Origin of the sequence: Antiquaquibacter soli, assembly GCF_030580675.1 — a bacterium.
GTDB classification, from domain to species: Bacteria; Actinomycetota; Actinomycetes; order Actinomycetales; family Microbacteriaceae; genus Rhodoglobus; species Rhodoglobus soli.
Map to the genome: position 1 here is coordinate 1,181,476 of NZ_JAUQUB010000001.1, position 25,737 is coordinate 1,207,212.

A 25,737-nucleotide genomic window follows, 5' to 3' on the forward strand; every position below is an offset into this window, starting at 1 on the left:
CTTGTGTCAGAGACCACCCCGATCACCGAGAGCGATGTCGCGGCCGCAGCGGATGCCGCGCTCACGGCCTTTGCGGCCGCGGGCAGTGTCGCCGAGCTCCGTGCCGCCCGATCCGCTCATTTGGGGGAGACCTCGCCGCTCGCGCGATTCAACGCGAGCCTGAAGGACGTCCCCGCCGATCAGCGCGCTGCCGCCGGCAAGCTCGTCGGCCAGGCTCGGGCCCGGGCATCTCAGGCCATCGCCGAGCGCGAGGCCGAGCTCGCGGTAGCGGAGGAGGCCGCGAGATTGGCATCGGAGGCGGTGGATGTTACGGCCGTCCCCCTGCGCTGGCGAGCGGGCGCCCGGCACCCGCTCAGCCTGCTCATGGAGCACATGTCCGACATCTTCGTGGGCATGGGGTGGGAGGTCGCGGAGGGACCCGAGCTCGAGAACGAGTGGTTCAACTTCGACGCCCTGAACTTCGACGAGGACCACCCCGCGCGCGCGATGCAGGACACGTTCTTCATCGACCCCGTCTCCCGCCACCTCGTGCTGCGCACCCACACGAGCCCCGTGCAGATCCGCTCGCTCCTCGACCGACCGCTTCCCGTCTACGTCGTCGCGCCCGGTCGCGTCTTCCGTACGGACGAGCTGGACGCCACGCACACGCCCGTGTTCCACCAGATCGAGGGCATCGCGATCGACAAGGGCCTCACGATGGCTCACCTGAAGGGCACGCTCGAGCACCTTGCTCGCGCGATGTTCGGCGAGGAGGCGCGCATCCGGCTGCGTCCCAACTACTTCCCGTTCACCGAACCGAGCGCCGAGATGGATGTCTGGCAGCCCAACGCCAAGGGCGGCGCGCGCTGGGTCGAATGGGGCGGCTGCGGGATGGTGAATCCGAACGTGCTCCGCGCGGCGGGAATCGACGCCGAGGAGTATCAGGGATTCGCCTTCGGCATGGGCATCGAGCGCACGCTGCAGTTCCGCAATGACTTGAACGACATGCGCGACATGGTCGAGGGCGATATCCGCTTCTCGCAGCAGTTCGGAATGGTGGTCTGATGCGCGTCCCGATCAGCTGGCTCCGCGAATTCGTCGACGTCCCCGCCGACGCGACGCCCGAGGACGTGCACGCCGCGCTCGTGCGGGTGGGTCTCGAGGAGGAGGACATCCACACGTTCGAGATCACCGGTCCCGTCGTCGTGGGCCAGGTCATCTCGGCGGAGCCCGAGCCGCAGTCCAATGGCAAGACGATCAACTGGTGCCAGGTCGACGTGGGTGAGGCGGAGCCTCGAGGCATCGTCTGCGGCGCCCACAACTTCGGCCCGGGCGACAAGGTCGTGGTGTCCCTCCCCGGCGCGGTGCTGCCCGGACCGTTCCCCATCTCGGCCCGCAAGACCTACGGGCACGTGTCCGACGGCATGATCGCCTCCGCGCGCGAACTCGGGCTCGGCGACGAGCACTCGGGCATCCTGCGCCTCGCCGACCTCGGACTCGACCCGGCGCCAGGCACCGACGCAATCGCCCTGCTGGGACTGGATGACGCGGCGGTCGAGGTCAACGTCACGCCGGACCGCGGCTACGCCTTCTCCATCCGCGGTATCGCGCGGGAGTACTCCAATTCCACAGGTGCCGCCTTCCGCGACCCGCTGCTCGATCCGGCGCTCGTCGAGGCCGCCGCCGCACGGCGCGCGGCGACCGGCTACCCGGTGACGCTCGCCGACGACGCCCCCGTGCGGGGGCGCCCGGGTTGCTCGGTATTCACCGCCGGCGTCGTGCGCGGCGTCGACGGCTCCGTCCCGACGCCGCCGTGGATGGTCGCGCGGCTCCTGCTCGCCGGCATCCGGTCGATCTCGCTCATCGTCGACATCTCCAACTACGTGATGCTCGAGCTGGGTCAGCCCTCCCACGCCTACGACCTCGCGAAGGTCTCCGGCGGGCTCGTCGTGCGGCGCGCGACCGAGGGGGAGAGGCTCACTACCCTCGACGGCAAGGAGCGCATCCTGTCCGCCGAGGACCTGGTCGTCGCCGACGAGTCGGTGCCCGTCGGCCTCGCCGGCGTGATGGGAGGCGCCGACACGGAGATCTCCGACACGACGACCGACGTGCTCGTCGAGGCGGCCATCTGGGATCCGGTGACGATCTCGCGCAGCGTCCGTCGCCACAAGCTGCCGAGCGAGGCTGCGAAGCGCTACGAGCGCGGGGTGGATCCGGCAGCCTCGTCCGCGGCGGCCGCCCGGGTGATGGCGCTCATCGCGGAGCTCGCCGGCGGAACCATCGACGCCCAGGGCTACTACCTCGATGAGTCGGTGCCGCCGCCCGTTATCGAGTTGCCGGAGGGCTTCGCGCAGTCGATCACCGGTGTCGCGTATTCCGCCGACGAGATCACCGGCTCCCTGACCGCGATCGGAGCCGCCGTCGAGTCCACGGCGACCGGCTGGTCGGTCACCCCGCCCACGTGGCGCCCCGACCTCACCGATCGCTGGACGCTCACCGAGGAGGTCGCCCGTATCGTCGGCTACGACCGCGTACCCAGCGAGTTGCCGGTCGCACCGCCCGGTCGAGGGCTCTCTCGATCGCAGCGGCTCCGGCGTTCGGCAGCAGGCGCACTCGCCGCCGGCGGGCTCACCGAGGTGCTCAGCTACCCCTTCGTCTCGGAGCAGTCGAACGACTGGTTCGGGGCTCCTGAGGCCGGTCCGGTCCCCGCCATGAAGCTCGCCAACCCGATCGACCCGGATGCGGCGTGGATGCGCACGAGCCTGATCCCGGGCCTCATCGCGACCGCCCGCCGCAACCTCTCCCGCGGTCTGACCGACCTCGCACTGTTCGAGCTCGGCACAGTCTTCCGCCCCGAGCCCGGTGTCCAATACGGCAGCGATGCCCTGCCGGCCGGAGACTCGCTCCCGTCGGAGGAGGTGCTCGGCGCGCTGCGCTCGAGCATCCCGCCGCAGCCCTGGCACGTCGCGGCGCTCTTCGTGGGTGACGCCGTCCGCAAGCAGCCCGGCCAGGCGGCCGTCGCGAGCGGGCTCGCTGACGCCCTCGGGGTCGCGCACCAGCTCGGCACCGTGCTCTCGAGCCCGGTCACGGTCGAGGCGGGGCACCACCAGGCGATGCACCCTGGCCGGACCGCGGTCCTCCGCGCGGGGGGCCGTGTCGTCGGCTACGCCGGCGAGCTGCTGCCCGCCCTCGCCCTCGAACTCGACCTGCCGCGAGTCGTCGCGGTCGTCGAGCTCGACCTCGATGTGCTCGTCGACCTGGGTTCCACGGAGATCTCGGCGGCCCCGATCGCATCGTTCCCTGCCGCGACCCAGGACCTCACGCTCGTCGTGAGCGAGTCCGTGCCCGCCGGTGAACTCGTCTCGCTCATCGTGGAGGGCGCGGGCGAGCTCCTCGAGCACGTGACCCTCATCGATGACTACCGCGGCACGGGGATCCCGGACGGCAGCAAGGCCCTGACGTTCGCGATGCGCTTCCGCGCGACCGATCGCACGCTCACCGCGGCTGAGGCGACCGAGGCGAAGAACGCGGCGGTCGCGCTCGCGGCCTCCCGCGTGGGAGCGACTCTGCGGGAGTAGCGCGCCGAGAATGACGACGGGGCCCCCGGGATCTCCGGGAGCCCCGTCGTCGTTCGCACCTACTTGCGGCCGCCGCCCAGGAGTCCGCCGAGGAGTCCGCCGACGATGTCCTGCCCCTCCTTGCTGCCGAGGAGGCCGCCGAGGATCGATCCGATGTCGCCGCCGCTCGGCTCCTCCGCCTTCGGCTCCTCCGCCTTCGGCTCCTCCTTCTTCGCGCTGCCGCCCATCTGGCTCGCGAGGTAGGCGAGGATGATCGGCGCGATGATCGGGAGGATCTGCTGCACGATCGCGCCGAAGTCGACGCCCTCCTTCTCGTCGGCCTTCGCGGCCACCGCCTTGACGACGTCGTCCGTGTTCGTGCCGAACACGTTCTTCACGATCTTCTTGCCGTCGGCCTCGTCGATGTCGGCAAGCTTTGTCGACTTGCCCGAGTGCTTCTGCGCGGCGTTCTTGAGCGAGTCCGCTCCGCCCGCCTTCGCGTTCGCCTGCATGCCGCCGACGACCGCGGGAACGGCGACCTCGATCGCGGCGCGCGCGGTGGACTCGTCGATGCCGAGCTTCTTGGCGATGTCGCCGATCGGAATGGAGTTGATGAGGCCATCGAGGTCGGACATGGACTTCTCCTTGAGTTGTGCGGTGGACCCCCGGTCGAGCATCCGTCGACAAGGCTACCGATTCGACCCCGGCGGCGGGAGGGGAGTACGCTGCCACTCGTGACCGTTCTGAGCGCCGCCTCGACCAGCCTCGAGCTGGTCGTCGTGCTGCGCCGACGCGGCTCCGACGAGCGACGCTAGGCGACGCCCGGTTCGCGCGGCCATCGGGCCGCAGGGTCGTCGCCGTTTCCTGATCCTCGTCCTGACTCCGCGCGAGTCCCGTCGTCAATAAGGTTGATCCATGACTTACTCCGTCGCCGTCGCGGGAGCGAGCGGCTACGCCGGCGGCGAGTTGCTGAGGCTCCTCGCCGCCCACCCCGAGCTCGAGGTCACTACGGTGACCGCCCACCAGAACGCCGGGCAGCAACTCGGCGCGGTGCAGCCGCACCTGCGCTCGCTCGCCCACCTCGAGCTGCAGCCCACCGAGCCCGAGGTGCTCGCGGGCCACGACGTGGTGTTCGTGGCCCTTCCCCACGGCAAGTCGGGCGAGCTGTCCGAGCACCTGCCGGAGTCGACCCTCGTCGTCGACTGCGGCGCGGACCACCGGCTCACGAGCGAGGACGACTGGGCCCGCTTCTACGGCGGCGAGTTCTTCGGAGCCTGGGACTACGGGATGCCCGAGCTGCTGCACTCCGCGGGCGACGGCCAGCGCGCGGTGCTCGCCGCGTCCCGCCGCATCGCAGTGCCGGGATGCAATGTCACCGCGATCACGCTCGGCCTGCAGCCGGGCATCCGCGCCGGCCTGATCGAGCCCGGCGATCTTGTCGCGGTGCTCGCCGTCGGGCCCTCCGGGGCTGGGAAGACCCTGCGCACCGATCTTCTCGCGTCGGAGCTCCTCGGCTCGGCGTCCGCGTACGCGGTCGGCGGGGTGCACCGGCACACGCCGGAGATCATCCAGAATCTCACCGTGGCCGGCGGCGAGGGCGTGAGCGTGTCGTTCACGCCGGTCCTCGTGCCCATGAGCCGCGGCATCCTGGCCACCTCCACAGCCCGGCTCTCTCCGGGTGTGACGGCTGAGCAGGTCCGCGCCGCGTGGGAGGAGGCCTACGCGGGCGAGCCGTTCGTGCAACTGCTGCCCGCCGGGCAGTTCCCGCGCACGGCCGACACGGTCGGCGCGAACACGTGCCTGATCGGGCTCGCCGTGGATGAGGCGGCAGGGCGGGTCGTCGTCGTGAGCGCGCTCGACAACCTCGTCAAGGGGACGGCGGGCGCCGCCATCCAGTCGGCCAACATCGCCCTGGGGCTTCCCGAGACCACCGCACTGACGACGAATGGAGTGGCCCCGTGAGCGTGACGGCGGCGAAGGGATTCGAGGCGGCCGGAGTGGCCGCGGGGCTCAAGTCGAGCGGCGGTCTCGACCTCGCGCTCGTCGTCAACCGCGGACCGTTGAGCGCGGCGGCAGCGGTCTTCACGAGCAACCGCGCGAAGGCGAATCCGATCATCTGGTCCCAGCAGGTGATCGCCGACGGCGAGGTCTCGGCGATCGTCCTCAACTCGGGTGGGGCGAACTGCTTCACCGGGCCCCAGGGCTTCCAGGTCACCCACTCCACCGCGGAGGCTGTTGCCGAGGCCCTCGGCGTCTCCGCGGGCGACGTGCTCGTGTGCTCCACGGGGCTGATCGGAGACCAGCTGCCGCTCGACAAGGTTCTCGCGGGTGTGGCATCCGCGGCCGCCGCCCTCGGAGACCGTGGCGAGGACGCCTCGCTGGCGATCATGACCACCGACTCGAAGCCCAAGCGCTCCGTGCGTGAGGGCACCGGCTACACGGTCGGCGGCATGGCAAAGGGCGCGGGGATGCTCGCTCCCGGGCTCGCGACGATGCTCGTGGTCATTACGACCGACGCCGACCTCCCGTCGGCGGTGCTCGACTCCGCCTTGCGGGCAGCGACGCGCGTGAGCTTCGACCGGCTCGACTCCGACGGCTGCATGTCGACGAACGACCAGGTGTCTCTGCTCGCGAGCGGAGCATCCGGGGTCGTACCGTCCGTCGACGAGTTCACGGCGGTGCTCACCGCGGTGTGCCTCGACCTCGCCGAGCAGCTGCAGGGCGACGCCGAAGGGGCGAGCCACGACATCCGGATCGAGGTCACCGGCGCGGCGAGCGAGGACGACGCGGTCGAGGTCGGCCGCTCTGTCGCGCGTAACAACCTCTTCAAGGCCGCGGTGTTCGGCAACGACCCGAACTGGGGACGGGTGCTCGCCGCGATCGGCACCACGTCGGCCGAGTTCGACCCCTACGACGTGGACGTCTCGATGAACGGAGTGCGCGTCTGCCACGCGGGCGCCCCCGACCGGCCCCGCTCGGACGTCGACCTCTCGCCGCGCCGGGTCGACGTCCACATCGCGCTGAACGTGGGCCAGGCGGCCGCGACGATCCTGACCAACGACCTCACGCACGACTACGTGCACGAGAACAGCGCGTACTCGAGCTGATGGTCAGCCAGGATCAGGCGGCCGCGAAGGCCGGAGTGCTCATCGAATCGCTGCCGTGGCTCAAGCGGTTCCGCGGTGAGACGATCGTCGTCAAGTTCGGCGGCAACGCGATGGTCGACGACGAGCTCAAGCGCGCGTTCGCCGAGGACATGGTGTACCTGCGGCTCGTGGGGCTGCATCCCGTCGTCGTCCACGGTGGCGGCCCGCAGATCACTGCAGAGCTCACCCGTCGGGGCATCCCGAGCGAGTTCCGGGGAGGTTACCGCGTGACGACGGAGGAGTCGATCGGCGTCGTGCGGCAGGTGCTCGCCGAGCAGGTCGGCGGCGAGCTGGTGGGTCTCATCAACGAGCACGGCCACTTCGCCGAGGGCATCTCCGGCGACGAGTACGGTCTGTTCACGGGCGTGCGCAAGGGCACCGTCGTCGACGGCGAGGAAGTCGACCTGGGCCTCGTGGGGGAGGTCACCGCTGTGGATCCCGCCGCCGTCCGGCTCGCGGTCGAGGCCGGGCGCATCCCCGTCGTCTCCACTGTCGCGATCGAGACGGGCACGGATGACGGTCTGCTGAACGTCAATGCGGACTCCGCCGCCGCATCCCTCGCCATTGCCCTCGGAGCAGCGAAGCTCGTCGTCCTGACGGACGTCGCGGGACTGTATCGCGACTGGCCGGACCGTGACTCGCTCGTCTCGGTGATCACGACCGACGAGCTGGCCGAACTCCTGCCGAGCCTCGAGTCCGGCATGATCCCGAAGATGACGGCGTGCCTCGATGCGGTCGCCGGGGGAGTACCGAAGGCGGCGATCATCGACGGCCGGCAGCAGCACTCGATCCTTCTCGAGGTCTTCACGACGCAGGGCATCGGTACGGAGGTGGTGCCGTCATGACGTGGCAGGACGACTACGCGGGGCGGATCATGAAGTCCGCACCGGTGCCCGCCGTGCAGCTCGTGCGCGGTGCGGGGGCTCGAGTGTGGGACTCCGAGGGTCGCGAGTACCTCGACTTCCTCGCGGGGATCGCGGTCAACGCCCTCGGGCATGCGCACCCCGCTTTCGTCGAGGCGGTGTCTACCCAGGCGGCGACTCTCGCGCACGTCTCGAACTACTTCGCCACCCCGCCGCAGCTCGAGCTCGCCGGGCGGCTGCTGCGGCTCTCCGGGGGTGACCGCGTCTACTTCGCGAACTCCGGCGCCGAGGCGATCGAGGCGGCGATCAAGCTCGCCCGCCGCACGGGGCGGCCGCGAATCCTCGCCCTGCAGAACTCGTTCCACGGCCGCACGATGGGGTCGCTCTCGCTCACGGGCAAGCCCGTCTTGCGCGAGCCGTTCGAGCCGCTGCTGCCGAACGTCGAGCACCTCGAGTCGACGATCGAGGCGCTCGAGGCGGCGATCGCCGACGATGTCGCCGCGCTCGTGGTCGAGCCGATCAAGGGCGAAGCGGGCGTCGTGCCCCTCCCCGAGGGCTACCTCGAGGCGGCGCGCGAGCTCACGACGCGGCACGGGGTGCTCCTCATCCTCGACGAGATCCAGACGGGAGCGGGGCGAACGGGCTCGTGGTTCGCGTTCCAGCAGTACGGGATCGTTCCGGATGCGGTCGCGCTTGCGAAGGGGATCGGCGGAGGCATCCCGATCGGCGCGCTCGTCGCGTTCGGTGCCGCGGCCGACCTGCTCACGGCGGGCCAGCACGGGAGCACCTACGGAGGCAACCCGCTCGCGACCGCGACGGCGAACGCCGTGCTCGCCGAGATCGAGCGAGCGGGGCTCGTCGAGAACGCCCGGCTGCGCGGCGAGCAGCTGCGGGACGCGATCTCCGGGATGCCCGGAGTCGCCGAGGTCCGCGGATCGGGGTTGCTCCTCGGGGTCGGCCTCGATGCGCCTCGTGCGACCGCGGTGTACGCGGCGGGCCTCGAGCTCGGCCTGATCGTCAACGCACCCAACGACACCACCATCCGCCTCGCGCCGCCGCTCATCATCGGCGATGCCGAGATCGACGAGTTCACCGAGAAGTTCACGACAGCACTGGAGACGACAGCATGACCCGGCACTTCCTCCGCGACGACGACCTCACTCAGGCAGAGCAGACCGCCGTCCTCGACCTCGCCGAGGCGATCAAGAAGGACCGCTGGGGGCGCAAGCCTCTCGCCGGGCCGCAGACGGTCGCGGTGATCTTCGACAAGTCGTCGACGCGCACGAGGGTGTCGTTCGCGGTAGGGATCGCCGACCTCGGCGGCCAGCCCCTCATCATCTCCACTGCGAACAGCCAGCTCGGCGGCAAGGAGAGCCCGTCCGACACTGCACGGGTGCTTGAGCGCCAGGTCGCCGCGATCGTGTGGCGCACCTACGCGCAGGCGGGTCTCGTCGAGATGGCGACCAACACGACAGTCCCGGTGGTCAACGCTCTGAGCGACGAGTTCCACCCCTGCCAGTTGCTCGCGGATCTGCTGACGATCCGCGAGCACAAGGGCACGCTCGCGGGTCTCACGGTGACCTTCCTCGGCGACGGCGCGGACAACATGGTGCACTCGTACCTGCTGGCGGGGGCCACGGCCGGCATGCACGTCCGTGTCGCGTGTCCCGCCGACTACCAGCCGGACGAGCGGGTGGTCGCGGATGCCGATGCCATCGCCGTGACGACCGGTGGCTCGATCACGATCTACTCGGATCCGCTCGAGGCGGTCGCCGGGGCCGACGTCGTCGTGACGGACACGTGGGTGTCGATGGGCAAGGAGGAGGAGAAGGCGGCCCGCGTCGCCTCGCTCTCCGCCTACAAGGTCGACGCGGAGATGATGGCGCTCGCGAAGCCGGACGCCATCTTCCTGCACTGCCTTCCCGCCGACCGCGGCTACGAGGTCACGTCGGAGGTCATCGACGGCCCGCAGAGCGTGATCTGGGATGAGGCGGAGAACCGGCTGCACGCGCAGAAGGCTCTTCTCGTCTGGCTCCTCGAGCAGGCTGCGTAGACTTCCAGCGATGGCCAACTCCGCAGGAACCACCGGTGAAGGATCGCTCTGGGGCGGCCGCTTCGCGAGCGGACCGTCGCCCGAGCTCGCCCGGCTGAGCAAGTCCACGCACTTCGACTGGCAGCTCGCGGGCTACGACATCGCCGGGTCCCGAGCCCACGCGAAGGCGCTCGCGGCAGCCGACTATCTCGACGCCGACCAGCTCGCCGCCATGCTCGCGGGCCTCGACGAGCTCGAGCGCCGAGTCGTCTCCGGAGAGCTCGTCGCCGCGGAGGCGGACGAGGACGTCCACGGCGCCCTCGAAGCCGCGCTCATCACGATCGTGGGATCGGACCTGGGTGGTCGCCTCCGCGCAGGGCGCAGCCGCAACGACCAGATCGCGACGCTCATCCGGCTCTACCTGCTCGACCATTCGGGCGTGATCGAGGCACTCGTCGTCGACCTCGTCGACGCGATCGCGGCGCAGGCCGAGAGGCACGGCGATGCCGTGATGCCGGGTCGCACGCACTTGCAGCACGCGCAGCCGGTGCTGCTCGCGCACCACCTGCTCGCGCACGCGTGGCCGCTCGTGCGCACGCTCGAGCGCATCCGAGATTGGCGCGTGCGGGCATCCACGAGCCCGTACGGAGCGGGCGCGCTCGCGGGCAGCTCCCTCGGGCTCGACCCGGGTCTCGTCGCCGCGGAGCTCGGTCTCTCCGGGCCCGCGGAGAACTCGATGGATGCGACGGCCAGCCGCGACGTGGTCGCCGAGTTCGCGTTCGTGCTCGCCCAGCTCGGCATCGATGTCTCGCGCCTCGCGGAGGACGTCATCGTGTGGAACACCCGCGAGTTCGGGTTCGTGCGACTGGATGACGGGTACTCGACCGGTTCGTCGATCATGCCCCAGAAGAAGAATCCCGACATCGCCGAGCTCGCCCGCGGCAAGTCAGGGCGGCTCATCGGCAATCTGACGGGACTGCTCGCCACTCTCAAGGCGCTGCCGCTCGCGTACAACCGCGACCTCCAGGAGGACAAGGAGCCGGTGTTCGACTCGGTCGAGACGATCGAGCTTCTGCTGCCGGCGTTCACCGGGATGATCGCCACCCTGCACTTCGACACCGATCGGATGGCCGAGCTCGCGCCGCAGGGCTTCTCGCTCGCGACCGACGTCGCGGATTGGCTCGTCCGCCAACGCGTGCCGTTCCGCGAGGCGCACGAGATCAGCGGCGCCCTGGTTCGCTACTGCGAGGAGAACGGCCTGGACCTCGACGAGCCGACCGACGAGCAGTACGCGACCGTCTCCCCGCACCTCACTCCCGAGGTTCGGTCGGTGCTCACCGTCGAGGGCTCCGTCGCCAGCCGGTCCGGAGCCGGCGGCACCGCCCCGGCGCGCGTTGCCGAGCAGCTCGCCTCCCTCACCGCGCGCGTGCGCGCCCTCACCGCAAGGAGCACCGCATGACCCTGCAGAAGGACCAGGACCCGGGGTGGTGGCGCCGCGGCATGACGAAGCGGGCGCAGATCATCGTCCTCTCGGTGGCCATCGCCGCGATCGTCGGCGCCTTCGTGATCATGGCGGTCGCGGGCATCCCGCTCTTCTGATCGCGTGATCGAGCTCCTCTCCCGGCCCGCGACGGAGGTCGCGCCGCGACTGCTCGGCTCGATCCTCGAGGTCGGTCCGGTGGCGCTGCGCATTACGGAGGTCGAGGCTTACCTGGGGGAGGCGGACCCCGGTTCGCACGCCTTCCGCGGTCCCGGTCGGCGCAACGCCGTCATGTACGGCCCGCCCGGGCACCTGTACGTCTACTTCACCTACGGGATGCACGTCTGCGCGAACGTCGTGTGCTCGCCCGAGGGCACTGCGTCCGGAGTGCTCCTGCGCGCGGGCGAGGTCGTGGAGGGCATCGAGCTCGCCCGCGCCCGGCGCTCGTCGAGCAAGCGCGACACGGATCTCGCCCAGGGCCCCGCCCGCCTCTGCGTCGCGTTGGGAATCGAGCTCGGCGACAACGGCACCGATCTGCGGACAGGGCGGGTCCGGCTGCGGCTGGGGGAGCAATCGCCGCTCATCGCCCAGGGGCCGCGCACGGGTGTCTCCGGGCCCGGCGGTTCGGCCGATTTCCCGTGGCGCTACTTCATCCCGGGCGACCCGACCGTCTCGCCGTACAAGGCGCACGTACCGAAGCGCAGGACCGGGTGATGCGCCTCACGAGCGTCGAGGAGCGCATCGACGCGTGGGCGCACAGACGGTTGGGGGGCGTCCCCGAGCACGGCTGGCGGGCTCGCGCCGTCGAGTTCGTCGTGTTCGTGCTCAAGCAGGCGTGGGCCTGCATCTTCGGTGCAGCACTGCTGGCCGCGATCGTCGCCGCCAAGCTCTGGTACCCCGATGACGCGGCCCTCGCCCGCAACGACGCGCTCGTGCTCGCGGCCGTCGGCATCCAGTTCGCCATGCTCGTCTTCCGGCTGGAGACGGTGCGCGAGGCATCCGTGATCCTGATGTTCCACGTCGTCGGAACAGCGATGGAGATCTTCAAGACCGACGTGGGCTCGTGGGTCTATACGGGCGACGGCGTCCTCCACATCGCCGGCGTCCCGCTGTACAGCGGGTTCATGTATGCCGCGATCGGCTCGTACATGGTGCGCGTCTACCGGCTCTTCGATCTGCGGTTCGACCGCTATCCGCGGCGGTGGATCACCGCGGTGCTCGCCGCACTGATCTACGCGAACTTCTTCTCGCACCACTGGATCTGGGATTTCCGCGTGGTGCTGTTCGCCGCAACGTTCGTGATCTTCGGATTCTGCACCATGTACGTGCGCATCTACCGCGCGACCGTGCAACTGCCGATCCTCTTGTCGTTCGTCGGGGTCGCCTTCTTCATCTGGGTCGCCGAGAACATCGGAACGTGGGCGAACGCCTGGCAGTATCCGCACCAGGAGTCGGGCTGGGAGATCGTCTCGCTCGCAAAGCTCGGGTCGTGGTTCCTCCTGATGATCATCTCCGTGGTCCTCGTCGCGTGGGTGTACCCGCCGAGGCCGCCGGACGGGCTCGAGCGCCCCGTCCTGCCCCGCGGGAGCTGAGCTCTCCGCGGGACGGGACGAGCGATCCGTATGACTGGGCTACGGTGGTTGTCGTGTCAGCCCCTGCAGCAACCGCCCCGGCCATCGATCCGTCGTTTCCCTCCGTGTGGGAGGAGATCGTCTGGCGCGGGCTCGTCCACGTCTCGACGAACGAGGATGAGCTGCGCGAACTGCTCTCGGGGCCTCCGATCGTGTATTACTGCGGGTTCGACCCGACGGCGCCGAGCCTGCACCTGGGCAATCTCGTGCAGCTGCTGCTCATGCGGAGACTGCAGCTCGCCGGCCACCGTCCGCTCGGTCTCGTCGGGGGATCGACCGGGTTGATCGGCGATCCGCGCCCGACGGCCGAGCGCACGCTGAACGACGCCGCCGTCGTGGCGGAGTGGGTGGGCTACCTCCAGGCTCAGGTCGCCCGCTTCCTCAGCTTCGAGGGGGAGAATGCCGCGCGATTGGTGAACAACCTCGACTGGACCGCGCCGCTGTCGGCGATCGAGTTCCTCCGCGATGTCGGCAAGCACTTCCGCGTCGGGACGATGCTGAAGAAGGATGCCGTGAGCGCGCGCCTCAACTCCGAGGCCGGAATCAGCTACACCGAGTTCAGCTACCAGATCCTCCAGGGCATGGATTTCGCTCAGTTGTACCGGGAGTACGGGTGCATCCTGCAGACCGGCGGCAGCGACCAGTGGGGCAATCTCACGAGCGGCATCGACTTCATCCACCGCACGGAGGGGGTCTCCGCGCACGCGATCGGCACGCCTCTCATCACCAACTCCGACGGAACCAAGTTCGGCAAGAGCGAGGGCAACGCGGTCTGGCTCGACCCGACGATGACGAGCCCCTACGCGTTCTACCAGTTCTGGCTGAACACCGACGACGCGGATGTCATCGCGCGGCTCAAGGTCTTCACATTCCTCTCGCGCGCCGAGATCGAGCGGCTCGAGAGAGCGGTCGCGGATGAGCCGTTCCGTCGCGAGGCCCAGAGGGTTCTCGCGTGGGAGGTCACCTCGATCGTGCACGGCGCCGACGCCGCGAGCGGGGCGATCGCGGCCTCGGAGGCGCTCTTCGGGCAGGGCGACCTGTCGGCACTGCCGGCGGACGTCCTCGAGTCGGCGCTTCGCGAGCTTCCCCACACGACGACGACGCCGGGGTCGGGCATCGCCCAACTCCTCGTCGACACCGGACTCACGTCGAGCCTGGGGGAGTCGCGGCGTGCCATCGCGCAGGGCGGGGTGTCCGTCAACAACGCGAAGGTCGACGACGAGTCGGCCGTACTGGATGACGCGGCGCTCCTGCACGGCATGGCCGTGCTCCGACGCGGGAAGAAGTCCTTCGCCGGCGTCTTCGTCGAGTAGCTCGGGGCGGGCGGCAATGACCGGAATTCCGGGGGACGCCGCCGCGACACGCCCGGGATGCACGGTAATTTGCAGGACGCCGAACATCCACGTAATGTTCTTACTCGTCACCCCAAAGGTGCGGAGAAGCGGAAGAGCTTCCCGGCCTCAAGCGGGACTAAATCCTCCAAGCAAGTAGTAGCTCCTTGTGAGCTCCGGCTTCCAGGTTTAGGATGAAAAACCCACTCGGTGAGTGAACCCGAGATTTCGAATCTCGGCGTGTCAGTTTGACAGTCTCACTCCTGGTGGTAGGTTAGAGCAGTTGCCCTGAAGCGAAGCCGAAAGGTGGAGCGGCAGGAGCGCCCGATCCTTGAGAACTCAACAGCGTGCACAATGTCAAATGCCAAAAACCCGTTGGCTGACTTCGGTCAGCTACGGATTCCTTTGGAAAAAGATATGAACAACAAAGCAAGTCAGTATTGATTTGTTCTGTCAGTTTCAAACTTGCCATTGTCTGTCCTCCTATTCCGGAGGCGACGGTGGTGCATAAACATTTATGGAGAGTTTGATCCTGGCTCAGGATGAACGCTGGCGGCGTGCTTAACACATGCAAGTCGAACGGTGAACGAGGGAGCTTGCTCCCTCCGGATCAGTGGCGAACGGGTGAGTAACACGTGAGCAATCTGCCCCGAACTCTGGGATAAGCGCTGGAAACGGCGTCTAATACCGGATACGACGCGCGAAGGCATCTTCTGCGCGTGGAAAGAATTTCGGTTCGGGATGAGCTCGCGGCCTATCAGCTAGTTGGTGAGGTAACGGCTCACCAAGGCGACGACGGGTAGCCGGCCTGAGAGGGTGACCGGCCACACTGGGACTGAGACACGGCCCAGACTCCTACGGGAGGCAGCAGTGGGGAATATTGCACAATGGGCGCAAGCCTGATGCAGCAACGCCGCGTGAGGGACGACGGCCTTCGGGTTGTAAACCTCTTTTAGTAGGGAAGAAGCGAAAGTGACGGTACCTGCAGAAAAAGCACCGGCTAACTACGTGCCAGCAGCCGCGGTAATACGTAGGGTGCAAGCGTTATCCGGAATTATTGGGCGTAAAGAGCTCGTAGGCGGTTTGTCACGTCTGCTGTGAAAACTGGAGGCTCAACCTCCAGCCTGCAGTGGGTACGGGCAGACTAGAGTGCGGTAGGGGAGATTGGAATTCCTGGTGTAGCGGTGGAATGCGCAGATATCAGGAGGAACACCGATGGCGAAGGCAGATCTCTGGGCCGTAACTGACGCTGAGGAGCGAAAGCGTGGGGAGCGAACAGGATTAGATACCCTGGTAGTCCACGCCGTAAACGTTGGGAACTAGATGTAGGGACCATTCCACGGTTTCTGTGTCGCAGCTAACGCATTAAGTTCCCCGCCTGGGGAGTACGGCCGCAAGGCTAAAACTCAAAGGAATTGACGGGGGCCCGCACAAGCGGCGGAGCATGCGGATTAATTCGATGCAACGCGAAGAACCTTACCAAGGCTTGACATACACGAGAACGGGCCAGAAATGGTCAACTCTTTGGACACTCGTGAACAGGTGGTGCATGGTTGTCGTCAGCTCGTGTCGTGAGATGTTGGGTTAAGTCCCGCAACGAGCGCAACCCTCGTTCTATGTTGCCAGCACGTCATGGTGGGAACTCATAGGAGACTGCCGGGGTCAACTCGGAGGAAGGTGGGGATGACGTCAAATCATCATGCCCCTTATGTCTTGGGCTTCACGCATGCTACAATGGCCGATACAAAGGGCTGCAATACCGTAAGGTGGAGCGAATCCCAAAAAGTCGGTCTCAGTTCGGATTGAGGTCTGCAACTCGACCTCATGAAGTCGGAGTCGCTAGTAATCGCAGATCAGCAACGCTGCGGTGAATACGTTCCCGGGCCTTGTACACACCGCCCGTCAAGTCATGAAAGTCGGTAACACCCGAAGCCAGTGGCCCAACCGCAAGGAGGGAGCTGTCGAAGGTGGGATCGGTGATTAGGACTAAGTCGTAACAAGGTAGCCGTACCGGAAGGTGCGGCTGGATCACCTCCTTTCTAAGGAGCACTGCACTCTTCGGAGTGACAGAGCCGGATCCGAGACGAATGATCTCGGCCGGAGCTCATGGGTGGAACATTGACATTGTGACCAGGAAGAGAACCTGGATCTCAGTACGCTCCTTGCGAGCTGGAACGGATCCGGATGATCGACCTGGTCTTTGCACGCTGTTGGGTCCTGAGGGACCGGGCCCCGCTCGCTCGAGCGGGAAACGAACCTCTGGACCTTGATGGGTTCGGCCAGTAGGCCGGCCCACGGGGTACCGCCCGTATTTTGAGAACTACACAGTGGACGCGAGCATCTTAGATATTGATCGATAGATCTTTATCACTTTTATGGTCTGTCAGTGACTTCGGTCACTGAAGATTCCTAAAAACTCATGTGATATCAATTTTCTAAGAGCAGACGGTGGATGCCTTGGCATCTGGAGCCGAAGAAGGACGTATGAATCTGCGATAAGCCTCGGGGAGTTGATAACAGAACTTTGATCCGAGGATTTCCGAATGGGGAAACCCCGCTAGGCGTTGCAAGACGACCTAGTGACTCCCGCCTGAATATATAGGGCGGGTAGAGGGAACGTGGGGAAGTGAAACATCTCAGTACCCACAGGAAGAGAAAACAACCGTGATTCCGTTAGTAGTGGCGAGCGAAACCGGAACAGGCCAAACCGATCATGTGTGATAGCCGGCAGGCGTTGCATGGTCGGGGTAGCGGGACTTTTCAGCGGAACTGCCGTACCGCAAGCGTTACAACGAGATATAGACGAATGGCATTGAAAGGCCAGTCACAGAGGGTGCCAACCCCGTAGTCGAAATGTCTCAATGGCGCGAGAAGTATCCCAAGTAGCACGGGGCCCGAGAAATCCCGTGTGAATCTGCCAGGACCACCTGGTAAGCCTAAATACTCCCAGATGACCGATAGCGGACAAGTACCGTGAGGGAAAGGTGAAAAGTACCCCGGGAGGGGAGTGAAATAGTACCTGAAACCGTCTGCTTACAAACCGTTGGAGCCTCCTTAGTAGGGGTGACAGCGTGCCTTTTGAAGAATGAGCCTGCGAGTTAGCGATCAGTGGCGAGGTTAACCCGAGAGGGGTAGCCGTAGCGAAAGCGAGTCTTAATAGGGCGATTGAGTCGCTGGTCCTAGACCCGAAGCGAAGTGATCTATCCATGGCCAGGCTGAAGCGACGGTAAGACGTCGTGGAGGGCCGAACCCACTTCAGTTGAAAATGGAGGGGATGAGCTGTGGATAGGGGTGAAAGGCCAATCAAACTTCGTGATAGCTGGTTCTCTCCGAAATGCATTTAGGTGCAGCGTTGCGTGTTTCTTGCCGGAGGTAGAGCTACTGGATAGCTGATGGGCCCCAAAAGGTTACTGACGTTAGCCAAACTCCGAATGCCGGTAAGTGAGAGCGCAGCAGTGAGACGGTGGGGGATAAGCTTCATCGTCGAGAGGGAAACAACCCAGACTACCAACTAAGGTCCCCAAGCGTGTGCTAAGTGGGAAAGGATGTGGAGTTGCAGAGACAACCAGGAGGTTGGCTTAGAAGCAGCCACCCTTGAAAGAGTGCGTAATAGCTCACTGGTCAAGTGATTCCGCGCCGACAATGTAACGGGGCTCAAGCACACCACCGAAGTTGTAGATTTCGTGCATTTGCCAGGCACCTAGTGTCCAGGCGCACGGAGTGGTAGGAGAGCGTCGTGTGGCGAGTGAAGCGGCGGAGTAATCCAGCCGTGGACGCCACACGAGTGAGAATGCAGGCATGAGTAGCGAAAGACGGGTGAGAAACCCGTCCTCCGAAAGACCAAGGGTTCCAGGGCCAGGTTAATCCGCCCTGGGTAAGTCGGGACCTAAGGCGAGGCCGACAGGCGTAGTCGATGGACAACGGGTTGATATTCCCGTACCGGCGAAGAACCGCCCCAATCAATCCAGTAGTGCTAAGAGTCCTAATCCGGATGACGGATCCCTTCGGGGTGAAGCTTCCGGCCTAACGCTCGACCCCGTGCTGGTGCGGTTAGCGTATTAACAGGTGTGACGCAGGAAGGTAGCCGTACCGGGCGATGGTTGTCCCGGTGTAAGGACGTAGGGCGAGAGATAGGCAAATCCGTCTCTCACATAGCCTGAGATCTGATGCATACCCCTCACGGGGGAATTCGGTGATCCTATGCTGCCAAGAAAAGCATCGACGCGAGGTTCCAGCCGCCCGTACCCCAAACCGACTCAGGTGGTCAGGTAGAGAATACCAAGGAGATCGAGAGAATCGTGGTTAAGGAACTCGGCAAAATGCCCCCGTAACTTCGGGAGAAGGGGGGCCTGAGGCGTGTAGGGATTTACTCCTGAAGCGTTTGACGGCCGCAGAGACCAGTGGGAAGCGACTGTTTACTAAAAACACAGGTCCGTGCTAAGTCGCAAGACGATGTATACGGACTGACGCCTGCCCGGTGCTGGAAGGTTAAGAGGAGCGGTTAGTCGCAAGGCGAAGCTGCGAATTTAAGCCCCAGTAAACGGCGGTGGTAACTATAACCATCCTAAGGTAGCGAAATTCCTTGTCGGGTAAGTTCCGACCTGCACGAATGGCGTAACGACTTCCCAGCTGTCTCAACCGCGAACTCGGCGAAATTGCACTACGAGTAAAGATGCTCGTTACGCGCAGAAGGACGGAAAGACCCCGTGACCTTTACTATAGCTTTGTATTGGTGTTCGGTGTGGCTTGTGTAGGATAGGTGGGAGACTGTGAAGCTTGGACGCTAGTTCAGGTGGAGTCATTGTTGAAATACCACTCTGGTCACTCTGGATATCTAACTTCGAACCGTGATCCGGTTCAGGGACAGTGCATGGTGGGTAGTTTAACTGGGGCGGTTGCCTCCCAAAAAGTAACGGAGGCGCCCAAAGGTTCCCTCAACCTGGTTGGCAATCAGGTGTCGAGTGTAAGTGCACAAGGGAGCTTGACTGTGAGACTGACAAGTCGAGCAGGGACGAAAGTCGGGACTAGTGATCCGGCAGTGGCTTGTGGAAGCGCTGTCGCTCAACGGATAAAAGGTACCTCGGGGATAACAGGCTGATCTTGCCCAAGAGTCCATATCGACGGCATGGTTTGGCACCTCGATGTCGGCTCGTCGCATCCTGGGGCTGGAGTAGGTCCCAAGGGTTGGGCTGTTCGCCCATTAAAGCGGTACGCGAGCTGGGTTTAGAACGTCGTGAGACAGTTCGGTCCCTATCCTCTGCGCGCGCAGGAAATTTGAGAAGGGCTATCCCTAGTACGAGAGGACCGGGATGGACGAACCTCTGGTGTGTCAGTTGTTCCGCCAGGAGCACCGCTGATTAGCTACGTTCGGAACGGATAACCGCTGAAAGCATCTAAGCGGGAAGCCGGCTTCAAGATGAGATTTCCATGACTTCGGTCGAGAGGCTCCCAGCTAGACTACTGGGTTGATAGGCGGGATGTGGAAGCGAGGACTAAAGACTCGTGGAGCTGACCCGTACTAATAAGCCGACAAATTGATAACACCTCTCTTCAGTGAGAATGAGGAGATGCTTGCGTCCACTTTGTGGTTCCCGATTTACGGTCGGGAATCGCGCCCAGAACAAGACGTTCTGGCCACGAACTGATACATAAATCAATAGTGTTTCGGCGGCCATAGCGAGAGGGAAACGCCCGGTCACATTCCGAACCCGGAAGCTAAGACTCTCTGCGCCGATGGTACTGCAAGGGCGACTTTGTGGGAGAGTAGGACACCGCCGGACTTCTTTGTGAAATGGCCACCCTGAATCAGGGTGGCCATTTTGCGTTAAGCCACATGCACAGGAGGACCCAGTGAGCGACACCCCCCAGCGGGACAGCCGTGCCTCGAGCGAGCGCGGCAAGGGCACGGGTGGCCGGCCCGGGCGGCGCGAGGGTGGCCGCGCGGGATCTCCGGCGGGATTTTCTGGCGCGAGGGGGCAGCGCGGCGATCGGGCGAGCGACCAGCAGTCGGACGCCGGGCGCTCAGGCGGACAGCGCTCCGGCGGTCAGGGCTCCGGCGGTCAGGGCTCCGGTGGCGGTCGGGGTCGCGATGGCGCCCCCGTCGGTCGCGGGCGCGGTTCAGCCTCCGGGGAGCAGCGACTGTGGACCCGCGACGGGAAGCCGGCTAGGGGGGACCGGGACGCTCGAGTCCGCGAGCCCGAGGTCGACCGGGATCCGTTCAACACGCGCTCTGTTCGACCTCGCCACGACGACCCGGACATTCCGGCCTCGGTGACTCCGGACAGCTTGGACCGTGTCGCGCGGAATGAGCTCAAGACTCTGACGAAGGAGAACCAGGAGTTCGTCGCCCGGCATCTCGCGATGGCTGCGATTCTGATCGACGATGATCCCGAGCTGGCGCATCGCCACGCGACGTCCGCGGCGCGGCGCGGTGGCCGCATCGGGGTCGTGCGGGAGACGCTTGCGATTACCGCCTACGCGACAGGGGACTACGCCCTGGCCCTGCGCGAGCTTCGCACGTACCGCCGGATCACGGGCCGCGACGACCAGCTGCCGATGATGGTCGACAGCGAGCGAGGGCTCGGCCGCCCCGATCGCGCTCTCGAACTCGGACGATCGGTCCCGCGCGCTTCCCTGCCAGTGTCCGTGCAGGTCGAGTTGGCGATCGCGATGTCCGGTGCCCGGCTGGACCAGGGGTCGCCTGAGCTCGCCCTCGACGAGCTACGCATCCCCCAACTCGACCCGGCTACCGCGTACTCGTACAGCCCCGCGCTCTTCTCCGCGTACGCGACAGTGCTCGAGGATCTCGGGCGAGAGTCCGAGGCCCAGGAGTGGTTCGCCCGAGCGGATGTCGCCGCTCAGGCGCTCGGCGTGGATACGGAAGACGACCTCATCGAAGTGGTCGAGGAGGACGTCGATCTCGACGACACTGAGGCGCACCCGGGCCCCGGAGCGCAGAGCAATGACTAGAACCCCGATCGAGGAGATCGACGTCCTCCTCGCCGATCTCGACGGTGTCGTCTATCGCGGCCCCTCGTCCGTGCCATATGCCGTTGAGAGCATAAACGCCCTGGGGTCGGGAATCCGGGTCGGGTACCTCACCAACAACGCCTCCCGCTCGGATGTGACGGTCGCCGCGCACCTGACCGAGTTGGGCCTCCATGTGGGGCCGGACGACGTCGTGACGTCTCCGCAGGCCGCGATGTCGCTACTGGAGGACCTCGTTCCTGCCGGATCTACGATCCTCGTCATCGGGGGCGAAGGTCTCACCGTCGAACTGGCGCGCCGGGGTTTCGTCGCGACCCGGTCGGCTGAGGATTCACCGGCAGCGGTGGTCCAGGGCTTCGACCCGAGCGTGGGATGGGTGCATCTCGCCGAGGCGGCGTTCCTGCTGAACGGGCCTGGCGGCGCCGACATCCCCTGGGTCGCGACGAACACAGACTGGACGATCCCGCAAGCTCGCGGCACGGCGCCCGGCAACGGCACACTGGTCTCTGCCGTCCATACTGCGGTCGGCAGGCTGCCGATCGTCGCGGGCAAGCCCGAGGTGGCGATTTTCGAGGAAGCGTTCCGCCGTTTCGGGTCCCGTCGCGCGCTGATGATCGGCGACCGGCTCGACACCGACATCCTGGGGGCGAATCGCGCGGGCATCCGCTCCGCTCTCGTGCTCACCGGCATCGACCGCGCCAAACAGGTTCTCGCAGCCGTGCCCGACCAGCGGCCGACCTATCTGTTCGAGGATCTCCGTCAGTTGCACGAACCCTATCCCGACGTGCTCTCGCTGGACGACGGCTCGGACGTCGTCACGGTCGTCGGCGATGCACGAGTGCGTCGTTCGGCCAACCGGCTCCTCGTCGAGAGCGGAAGCGGTATCGACCTCCTGCGCGCGGGTGCTGCCGCCATTTGGAACTCGGGGATGGCGATCTACGGCCTCGACGTGCCCGCGGCGCTCTACGAGTGATGGCGGTAGTCTCGACCCGATGACTGATACGGACTACACCGAGGCCTCGGAGGTCGAGGCGGCTCTCGTGCCGCGACTGCGCCTCATCGAGGACCAGCCGCTCGACGCTCGCGCCGCATCCTTCGCGCAGATCCATGACGAGTTGCGCGCCCGTCTCGAGGGCGGCGACGCTCCGTCGCGTGACTGAGCGGGTGGACTCCGCGCTCGCAGCGCGGGGGCTGGCCCGGTCGCGAACGCACGCGGCCAAGCTGATCGCCGAGGGACTGGTGACCGTCGACGGGGTTCCGGTGGTGAAGCCCTCGATCCCGGTGGCGGCAGACCAGTCGGTCGAGGTCGCGGGGCAGGACCACTACGTGAGCCGAGCCGCCCACAAGCTCATCGCGGGTCTTGACGCCTTCGAGGTGCCGGTAGCCGGGCGGCTCGCCCTCGACGTCGGTGCGTCGACAGGGGGCTTCACGCAGGTGCTCCTGGAGCGGGATGCCCGGCTCGTGATCTCCCTTGATGTCGGCCACGGCCAGCTCGTCGAGGAACTCCGCGCCGACCGACGTGTCGTCGTCGTGGAGGGCTGCAACGCCCGGTACCTCGACGCGGACGCTCTTGCCGAAGCATCCGGCGTGCCCGAGCGACCCGACCTGGTCGTCGCCGACCTGTCATTCATCCCTCTGGGGATCGTTCTCCCCGCACTCGTCGCGACTTCGCTCGAGGGCAGCGATTTCGTCCTTCTCGTGAAGCCGCAGTTCGAGGTGGGGAGGTCTGGCGTTCGGGAGGGGATCGTCCGTGACCCCGGACTACGAGAGGATGCCGTGTCCGCGGTCTTGTGGGCGGCGTGGGACCTCGGCCTGCGCACCGCGGGCGTCATCGCGTCACCGATCGCCGGCGGTTCCGGCAACCGCGAGTACCTCGTGCATCTCTCGGCGGCTGTGGGCGACGATCCGGGGAGCTGGCGCGACACCATCGCGAGGCTGACCGCCTGAGCATCCACTCCGCGCAGCGCTTGTGGACAGCGCCATGTGCGCCGATCGTGGCGGCGCTCAGAAAAATGGGGGAGGCATCCGCCAGAATGGAGTGCAGCCGTTTCCGCTCCGTGGGGCGGACGGGCACGATCTCGTGGAGGCGACGACAGTGACTACCGAACGGCACATCCTCGTCGTCGCCCACACCGGTCGCGAAGACTCGCTCGAGGCCGCCGTCGAGGTCTGTCGACAGCTCGCCGCCGACGGGCTCGTGCCGGTTCTGCCACCGGACGAGCACTCCCAGGTCCTCGCGCACGCTCCCGATCTGTCGGGAGCAGCGCTGCTGGGGGACTCCGTACAGATCGGCGACCTCGAGCTCGTGATCGTGCTCGGCGGCGATGGCACGATCCTGAGGGCGGCCGAGCTCGCACGGGGCTGTTCTGCGCCGCTGCTGGGGGTGAACCTCGGCCACGTCGGTTTCCTCGCCGAGTCCGAGCGGGAGGACCTGGGGGAGACGGTCGCGCGCGTCCTCGCGAGGGACTACCTCGTCGAGGAGCGCATGACGCTCTCGGTGAGGGTGAAGGTCGACTCAGAGGTCGTCTACGAGACCTGGGCGCTCAACGAGGCGACGGTCGAGAAGGCGAGCAGGGAGCGGATGCTCGAGGTCGTCATCGAAGTGGACGGTCGCCCGCTGTCGAGCTTCGGCTGCGATGGAGTCGTGATGTCCACTCCGACCGGGTCCACCGCCTACTCCTTCTCGGCCGGGGGGCCGGTGGTGTGGCCGAGCCTCGACGCCATGCTCCTCGTGCCGCTGAGCCCGCACGCGCTGTTCGCCCGGCCGCTCGTCGTCGGCCCCGACTCCTCGCTCGCCGTCGAAATACTCCAGCGCACGCCCGGTAGCGCGGTGCTGTGGTGCGACGGCCGGCGGATGCACGATCTCCCGGCAGGGGCGCGCGTGGTCGTCCGGCGCTCTCCCGTCCCCGTGCGACTTGCACGGCTTTCTCCGGGGCCTTTCACCGACCGGCTGGTCAACAAGTTCAACCTTCCGGTGTCCGGCTGGCGCGGTCCCGTCGGCGAGGAGGGAGCGCGCGCGTGATCGAGGAGATCTCCATCCGCGACCTGGGAGTGATCGGGGAGGCCCGGCTTCCGCTCGGCCCTGGATTCACCGCCCTCACGGGTGAGACCGGCGCGGGTAAGACCATGGTCGTCACCGCCCTCGGCCTGTTGCTCGGCGAACGCGCGGACAGCGCGGCCATCCGGGCGGGGAGCACGCAGGCCTTCGTCGAAGGGCGCTGGATCGTTCCCGAGGACGGCGCTGTTGCCGACCGCGTCCGCGATGCCGGCGGCGAGCTCGACACGGGCGAGCTCATCCTCGGCCGCTCGGTCTCGGCCGAGGGGCGCAGTCGTGCGTTCGTCGGGGGGCGCAGCGCTCCCGTGGGCGTGCTCAACGAGATCGGCGAGCAACTCGTCGTCGTGCACGGGCAGTCCGATCAGATCCGGCTGCGCTCGGCGACGGCTCAGCGCGAGGCACTCGACCGGTTCGGGGGCCAGCAGCTGGCCGATGTCCTGGCGCGCTACGGCACCGCCTTCTCCCGGTGGCAGGCGAATCGCGGAGAACTCGATGTGCTCATTGCCGAGCGGGATCGCCGCGCGAGCGAGGCGGAAGAACTCCGGCTGGCTATCGAGGAGATCGAGGAGATCGCTCCGCAGCGGGGCGAGGACGACGACCTCGCCGAGCGCGCCGACCGGCTCACGAACCTCGAGGACCTCCGATTCGCGGCCGCGGCAGCACACGAGCTCATCTCATCGGAGTCGCCGGACGACGGCCAGGACGCTCTCGGCCTGATCGCGGCCGCGCGGCGCCAGCTCGATCGGGTGTCGGCGCACGACGCGGCGCTCGCGCCCATCGCCGAGGCGATTGCCGCGGCATCCTTCGGACTCAGCGAGGCGGCGACGCAGCTCGCGGGCTATCTCGGATCACTCGACTCGGACGGCGCGCGGGAGCTGGAGATCGTGCAGGAGCGGCGGGCTCATCTCTCGGCGCTCGTGCGCAAGTACGGCCCGACCCTCGACGACGCGATCGACTTCCTCGATACCGGCAGCGCTCGGCTGCTCGAGCTCGACAACGACTCGACGCGAATCGAGTCCCTGCAGGTACAGGTCGAGACGGATCAGGCGGAGGTCGTCTCCCTCGCGACTGAGCTCACGGCGCTGCGGGCAGCTGCTGCCGAGGAGCTCGGCCGGCGCGTGACCGAGGAGCTCGCCGCGCTCGCCATGGCGAACGCGACCTTCACGATCACCGTCGAGGACCGACCCGAGTACTCGACCTCGGGCAAGGATCAGGTCTCGTTCCTGCTCCAGCCGCACTCGGGCGCCGAACCCCGGCCGCTCGGACGCGGCGCCTCAGGGGGCGAGCTCTCGCGCGTGATGCTCGCGATCGAGGTCGTCGTCGCCGACACCGACCCGGTCCCGACCTTCATCTTCGACGAGGTGGACGCGGGCGTCGGTGGAGCCTCGGCGATCGAGGTGGGCAAGCGTCTCGCTCGATTGAGCCGCTCTGCCCAGGTCATCGTGGTGACCCACCTGGCGCAGGTCGCCGCGTTCGCCACCAACCACTTGCGCGTGACGAAGGACAGCGACGGTGCAGTGACCGCGTCGAGCGTCGAGCAGCTCGTCGGTGATGCTCGGGTCGCCGAGATGGCGCGACTGCTGTCGGGGCTCCCCGACTCCGAGAGCGGGCTCGCTCACGCGCGCGAACTCATCGACCTCGCGCGGGCGCAGTCGGCTGGCTGAGCGCCCGTCGCG

The 25,737-nt window shown here is 66.6% G+C and carries 19 protein-coding genes and 3 rRNA genes; 21 read left to right on the forward strand and 1 reads right to left on the reverse strand.

All coding sequences use genetic code 11. The annotated features are described in order from the left end of the window. Positions 1 to 3 precede the first annotated feature (3 nt). Positions 4 to 1,044, forward strand: a complete 1,041-nt coding sequence (gene pheS / locus Q5716_RS05820) for a phenylalanine--tRNA ligase subunit alpha (RefSeq protein ID WP_305002147.1) — start codon at positions 4 to 6, stop codon at positions 1,042 to 1,044. Further along, positions 1,044 to 3,557, forward strand: a complete 2,514-nt coding sequence (pheT, locus tag Q5716_RS05825) for a phenylalanine--tRNA ligase subunit beta (RefSeq protein ID WP_305002148.1) — start codon at positions 1,044 to 1,046, stop codon at positions 3,555 to 3,557. The genes pheS and pheT overlap by 1 nt, the downstream gene beginning before the upstream one ends. A gap of 59 nt (positions 3,558 to 3,616) precedes the next feature. Here the strand turns inward: pheT and Q5716_RS05830 are convergent, their stop codons facing one another. Next, complete coding sequence (locus Q5716_RS05830) at positions 3,617 to 4,171, reverse strand: DUF937 domain-containing protein (RefSeq protein WP_305002149.1); 555 nt, start codon at positions 4,169 to 4,171, stop codon at positions 3,617 to 3,619. 280 nt (positions 4,172 to 4,451) lie between these two features. On the opposite strand from Q5716_RS05830, the gene argC reads away from it, so the two are divergent. From argC to recN, 19 genes are all read left to right on the forward strand, one after another. After that, positions 4,452 to 5,498 (forward strand): N-acetyl-gamma-glutamyl-phosphate reductase, encoded by a 1,047-nt coding sequence (argC, locus tag Q5716_RS05835; RefSeq protein ID WP_305002150.1) that lies wholly within the window; start codon positions 4,452 to 4,454, stop codon positions 5,496 to 5,498. Then, positions 5,495 to 6,643 (forward strand): bifunctional glutamate N-acetyltransferase/amino-acid acetyltransferase ArgJ, encoded by a 1,149-nt coding sequence (gene argJ / locus Q5716_RS05840; protein WP_305002151.1) that lies wholly within the window; start codon positions 5,495 to 5,497, stop codon positions 6,641 to 6,643. The genes argC and argJ overlap by 4 nt, the downstream gene beginning before the upstream one ends. Beyond that, a complete protein-coding gene (gene argB / locus Q5716_RS05845; protein WP_305002152.1) occupies positions 6,643 to 7,527 on the forward strand; it encodes an acetylglutamate kinase in 885 nt (294 codons plus the stop codon). Before argJ ends, argB begins: the two co-directional genes overlap by 1 nt. Next, complete coding sequence (locus tag Q5716_RS05850; RefSeq protein ID WP_305002153.1) at positions 7,524 to 8,675, forward strand: acetylornithine transaminase; 1,152 nt, start codon at positions 7,524 to 7,526, stop codon at positions 8,673 to 8,675. Before argB ends, Q5716_RS05850 begins: the two co-directional genes overlap by 4 nt. Continuing rightward, on the forward strand, positions 8,672 to 9,598 hold the full coding sequence (gene argF, locus Q5716_RS05855) for an ornithine carbamoyltransferase (protein ID WP_305002154.1): 927 nt from the start codon (positions 8,672 to 8,674) through the stop codon (positions 9,596 to 9,598). The genes Q5716_RS05850 and argF overlap by 4 nt, the downstream gene beginning before the upstream one ends. Positions 9,599 to 9,608: 10 nt before the next feature. Then, complete coding sequence (argH, locus tag Q5716_RS05860; protein ID WP_305002155.1) at positions 9,609 to 11,036, forward strand: argininosuccinate lyase; 1,428 nt, start codon at positions 9,609 to 9,611, stop codon at positions 11,034 to 11,036. After that, complete coding sequence (locus tag Q5716_RS05865; protein ID WP_305002156.1) at positions 11,033 to 11,176, forward strand: hypothetical protein; 144 nt, start codon at positions 11,033 to 11,035, stop codon at positions 11,174 to 11,176. Before argH ends, Q5716_RS05865 begins: the two co-directional genes overlap by 4 nt. A 4-nt stretch (positions 11,177 to 11,180) precedes the next feature. Then, a complete protein-coding gene (locus Q5716_RS05870; protein ID WP_305002157.1) occupies positions 11,181 to 11,771 on the forward strand; it encodes a DNA-3-methyladenine glycosylase in 591 nt (196 codons plus the stop codon). Continuing rightward, positions 11,768 to 12,649, forward strand: a complete 882-nt coding sequence (locus tag Q5716_RS05875) for a DUF817 domain-containing protein (RefSeq protein ID WP_305002158.1) — start codon at positions 11,768 to 11,770, stop codon at positions 12,647 to 12,649. The genes Q5716_RS05870 and Q5716_RS05875 overlap by 4 nt, the downstream gene beginning before the upstream one ends. 44 nt (positions 12,650 to 12,693) lie before the next feature. After that, positions 12,694 to 14,001 carry a tyrosine--tRNA ligase gene (tyrS, locus tag Q5716_RS05880; RefSeq protein ID WP_434056586.1) on the forward strand — a complete coding sequence of 436 codons (1,308 nt, stop codon included), beginning with the start codon at positions 12,694 to 12,696 and terminating at the stop codon, positions 13,999 to 14,001. 532 nt (positions 14,002 to 14,533) lie between these two features. Next, positions 14,534 to 16,058 (forward strand): 16S ribosomal RNA (locus tag Q5716_RS05885). Positions 16,059 to 16,444: 386 nt separating this feature from the next. After that, a 23S ribosomal RNA gene (locus Q5716_RS05890) occupies positions 16,445 to 19,561 on the forward strand. A 121-nt stretch (positions 19,562 to 19,682) separates the two neighbouring features. Further along, positions 19,683 to 19,799, forward strand: a 5S ribosomal RNA gene (gene rrf, locus Q5716_RS05895). The 16S, 23S and 5S rRNA genes sit together here, the layout of an rRNA operon. A gap of 580 nt (positions 19,800 to 20,379) precedes the next feature. Continuing rightward, positions 20,380 to 20,988: a hypothetical protein gene (locus Q5716_RS05900; RefSeq protein WP_305002160.1), complete on the forward strand. Its 609-nt coding sequence runs from the start codon at positions 20,380 to 20,382 to the stop codon at positions 20,986 to 20,988. Further along, on the forward strand, positions 20,981 to 21,979 hold the full coding sequence (locus Q5716_RS05905; protein WP_305002161.1) for an HAD-IIA family hydrolase: 999 nt from the start codon (positions 20,981 to 20,983) through the stop codon (positions 21,977 to 21,979). The genes Q5716_RS05900 and Q5716_RS05905 overlap by 8 nt, the downstream gene beginning before the upstream one ends. Before the next feature lie 19 nt (positions 21,980 to 21,998). Next, positions 21,999 to 22,166, forward strand: a complete 168-nt coding sequence (locus Q5716_RS05910) for a hypothetical protein (RefSeq protein ID WP_305002162.1) — start codon at positions 21,999 to 22,001, stop codon at positions 22,164 to 22,166. Continuing rightward, complete coding sequence (locus tag Q5716_RS05915) at positions 22,159 to 22,953, forward strand: TlyA family RNA methyltransferase (protein ID WP_434056587.1); 795 nt, start codon at positions 22,159 to 22,161, stop codon at positions 22,951 to 22,953. The genes Q5716_RS05910 and Q5716_RS05915 overlap by 8 nt, the downstream gene beginning before the upstream one ends. 148 nt (positions 22,954 to 23,101) lie before the next feature. Beyond that, positions 23,102 to 24,028 carry an NAD kinase gene (locus Q5716_RS05920; protein ID WP_305002164.1) on the forward strand — a complete coding sequence of 309 codons (927 nt, stop codon included), beginning with the start codon at positions 23,102 to 23,104 and terminating at the stop codon, positions 24,026 to 24,028. After that, positions 24,025 to 25,725 (forward strand): DNA repair protein RecN, encoded by a 1,701-nt coding sequence (gene recN / locus Q5716_RS05925; protein WP_305002165.1) that lies wholly within the window; start codon positions 24,025 to 24,027, stop codon positions 25,723 to 25,725. The genes Q5716_RS05920 and recN overlap by 4 nt, the downstream gene beginning before the upstream one ends. The last annotated feature ends 12 nt before the right edge of the window (positions 25,726 to 25,737 follow it).

What these genes read in the sequence shown, in the direction of transcription:
- argH (WP_305002155.1), top strand. Translation starts at nt 9,609, where the DNA reads ATGGCCAACTCCGCAGGAACCACCGGTGAAGGATCGCTCTGGGGCGGC.
- Q5716_RS05830 (WP_305002149.1), bottom strand. Translation starts at nt 4,171, where the DNA reads ATGTCCGACCTCGATGGCCTCATCAACTCCATTCCGATCGGCGACATC.
- Q5716_RS05900 (WP_305002160.1), top strand. Translation starts at nt 20,380, where the DNA reads ATGGCTGCGATTCTGATCGACGATGATCCCGAGCTGGCGCATCGCCAC.
- argB (WP_305002152.1), top strand. Translation starts at nt 6,643, where the DNA reads ATGGTCAGCCAGGATCAGGCGGCCGCGAAGGCCGGAGTGCTCATCGAA.
- Q5716_RS05865 (WP_305002156.1), top strand. Translation starts at nt 11,033, where the DNA reads ATGACCCTGCAGAAGGACCAGGACCCGGGGTGGTGGCGCCGCGGCATG.
- Q5716_RS05905 (WP_305002161.1), top strand. Translation starts at nt 20,981, where the DNA reads ATGACTAGAACCCCGATCGAGGAGATCGACGTCCTCCTCGCCGATCTC.
- argF (WP_305002154.1), top strand. Translation starts at nt 8,672, where the DNA reads ATGACCCGGCACTTCCTCCGCGACGACGACCTCACTCAGGCAGAGCAG.
- Q5716_RS05910 (WP_305002162.1), top strand. Translation starts at nt 21,999, where the DNA reads ATGACTGATACGGACTACACCGAGGCCTCGGAGGTCGAGGCGGCTCTC.
- pheT (WP_305002148.1), top strand. Translation starts at nt 1,044, where the DNA reads ATGCGCGTCCCGATCAGCTGGCTCCGCGAATTCGTCGACGTCCCCGCC.
- argC (WP_305002150.1), top strand. Translation starts at nt 4,452, where the DNA reads ATGACTTACTCCGTCGCCGTCGCGGGAGCGAGCGGCTACGCCGGCGGC.
- Q5716_RS05850 (WP_305002153.1), top strand. Translation starts at nt 7,524, where the DNA reads ATGACGTGGCAGGACGACTACGCGGGGCGGATCATGAAGTCCGCACCG.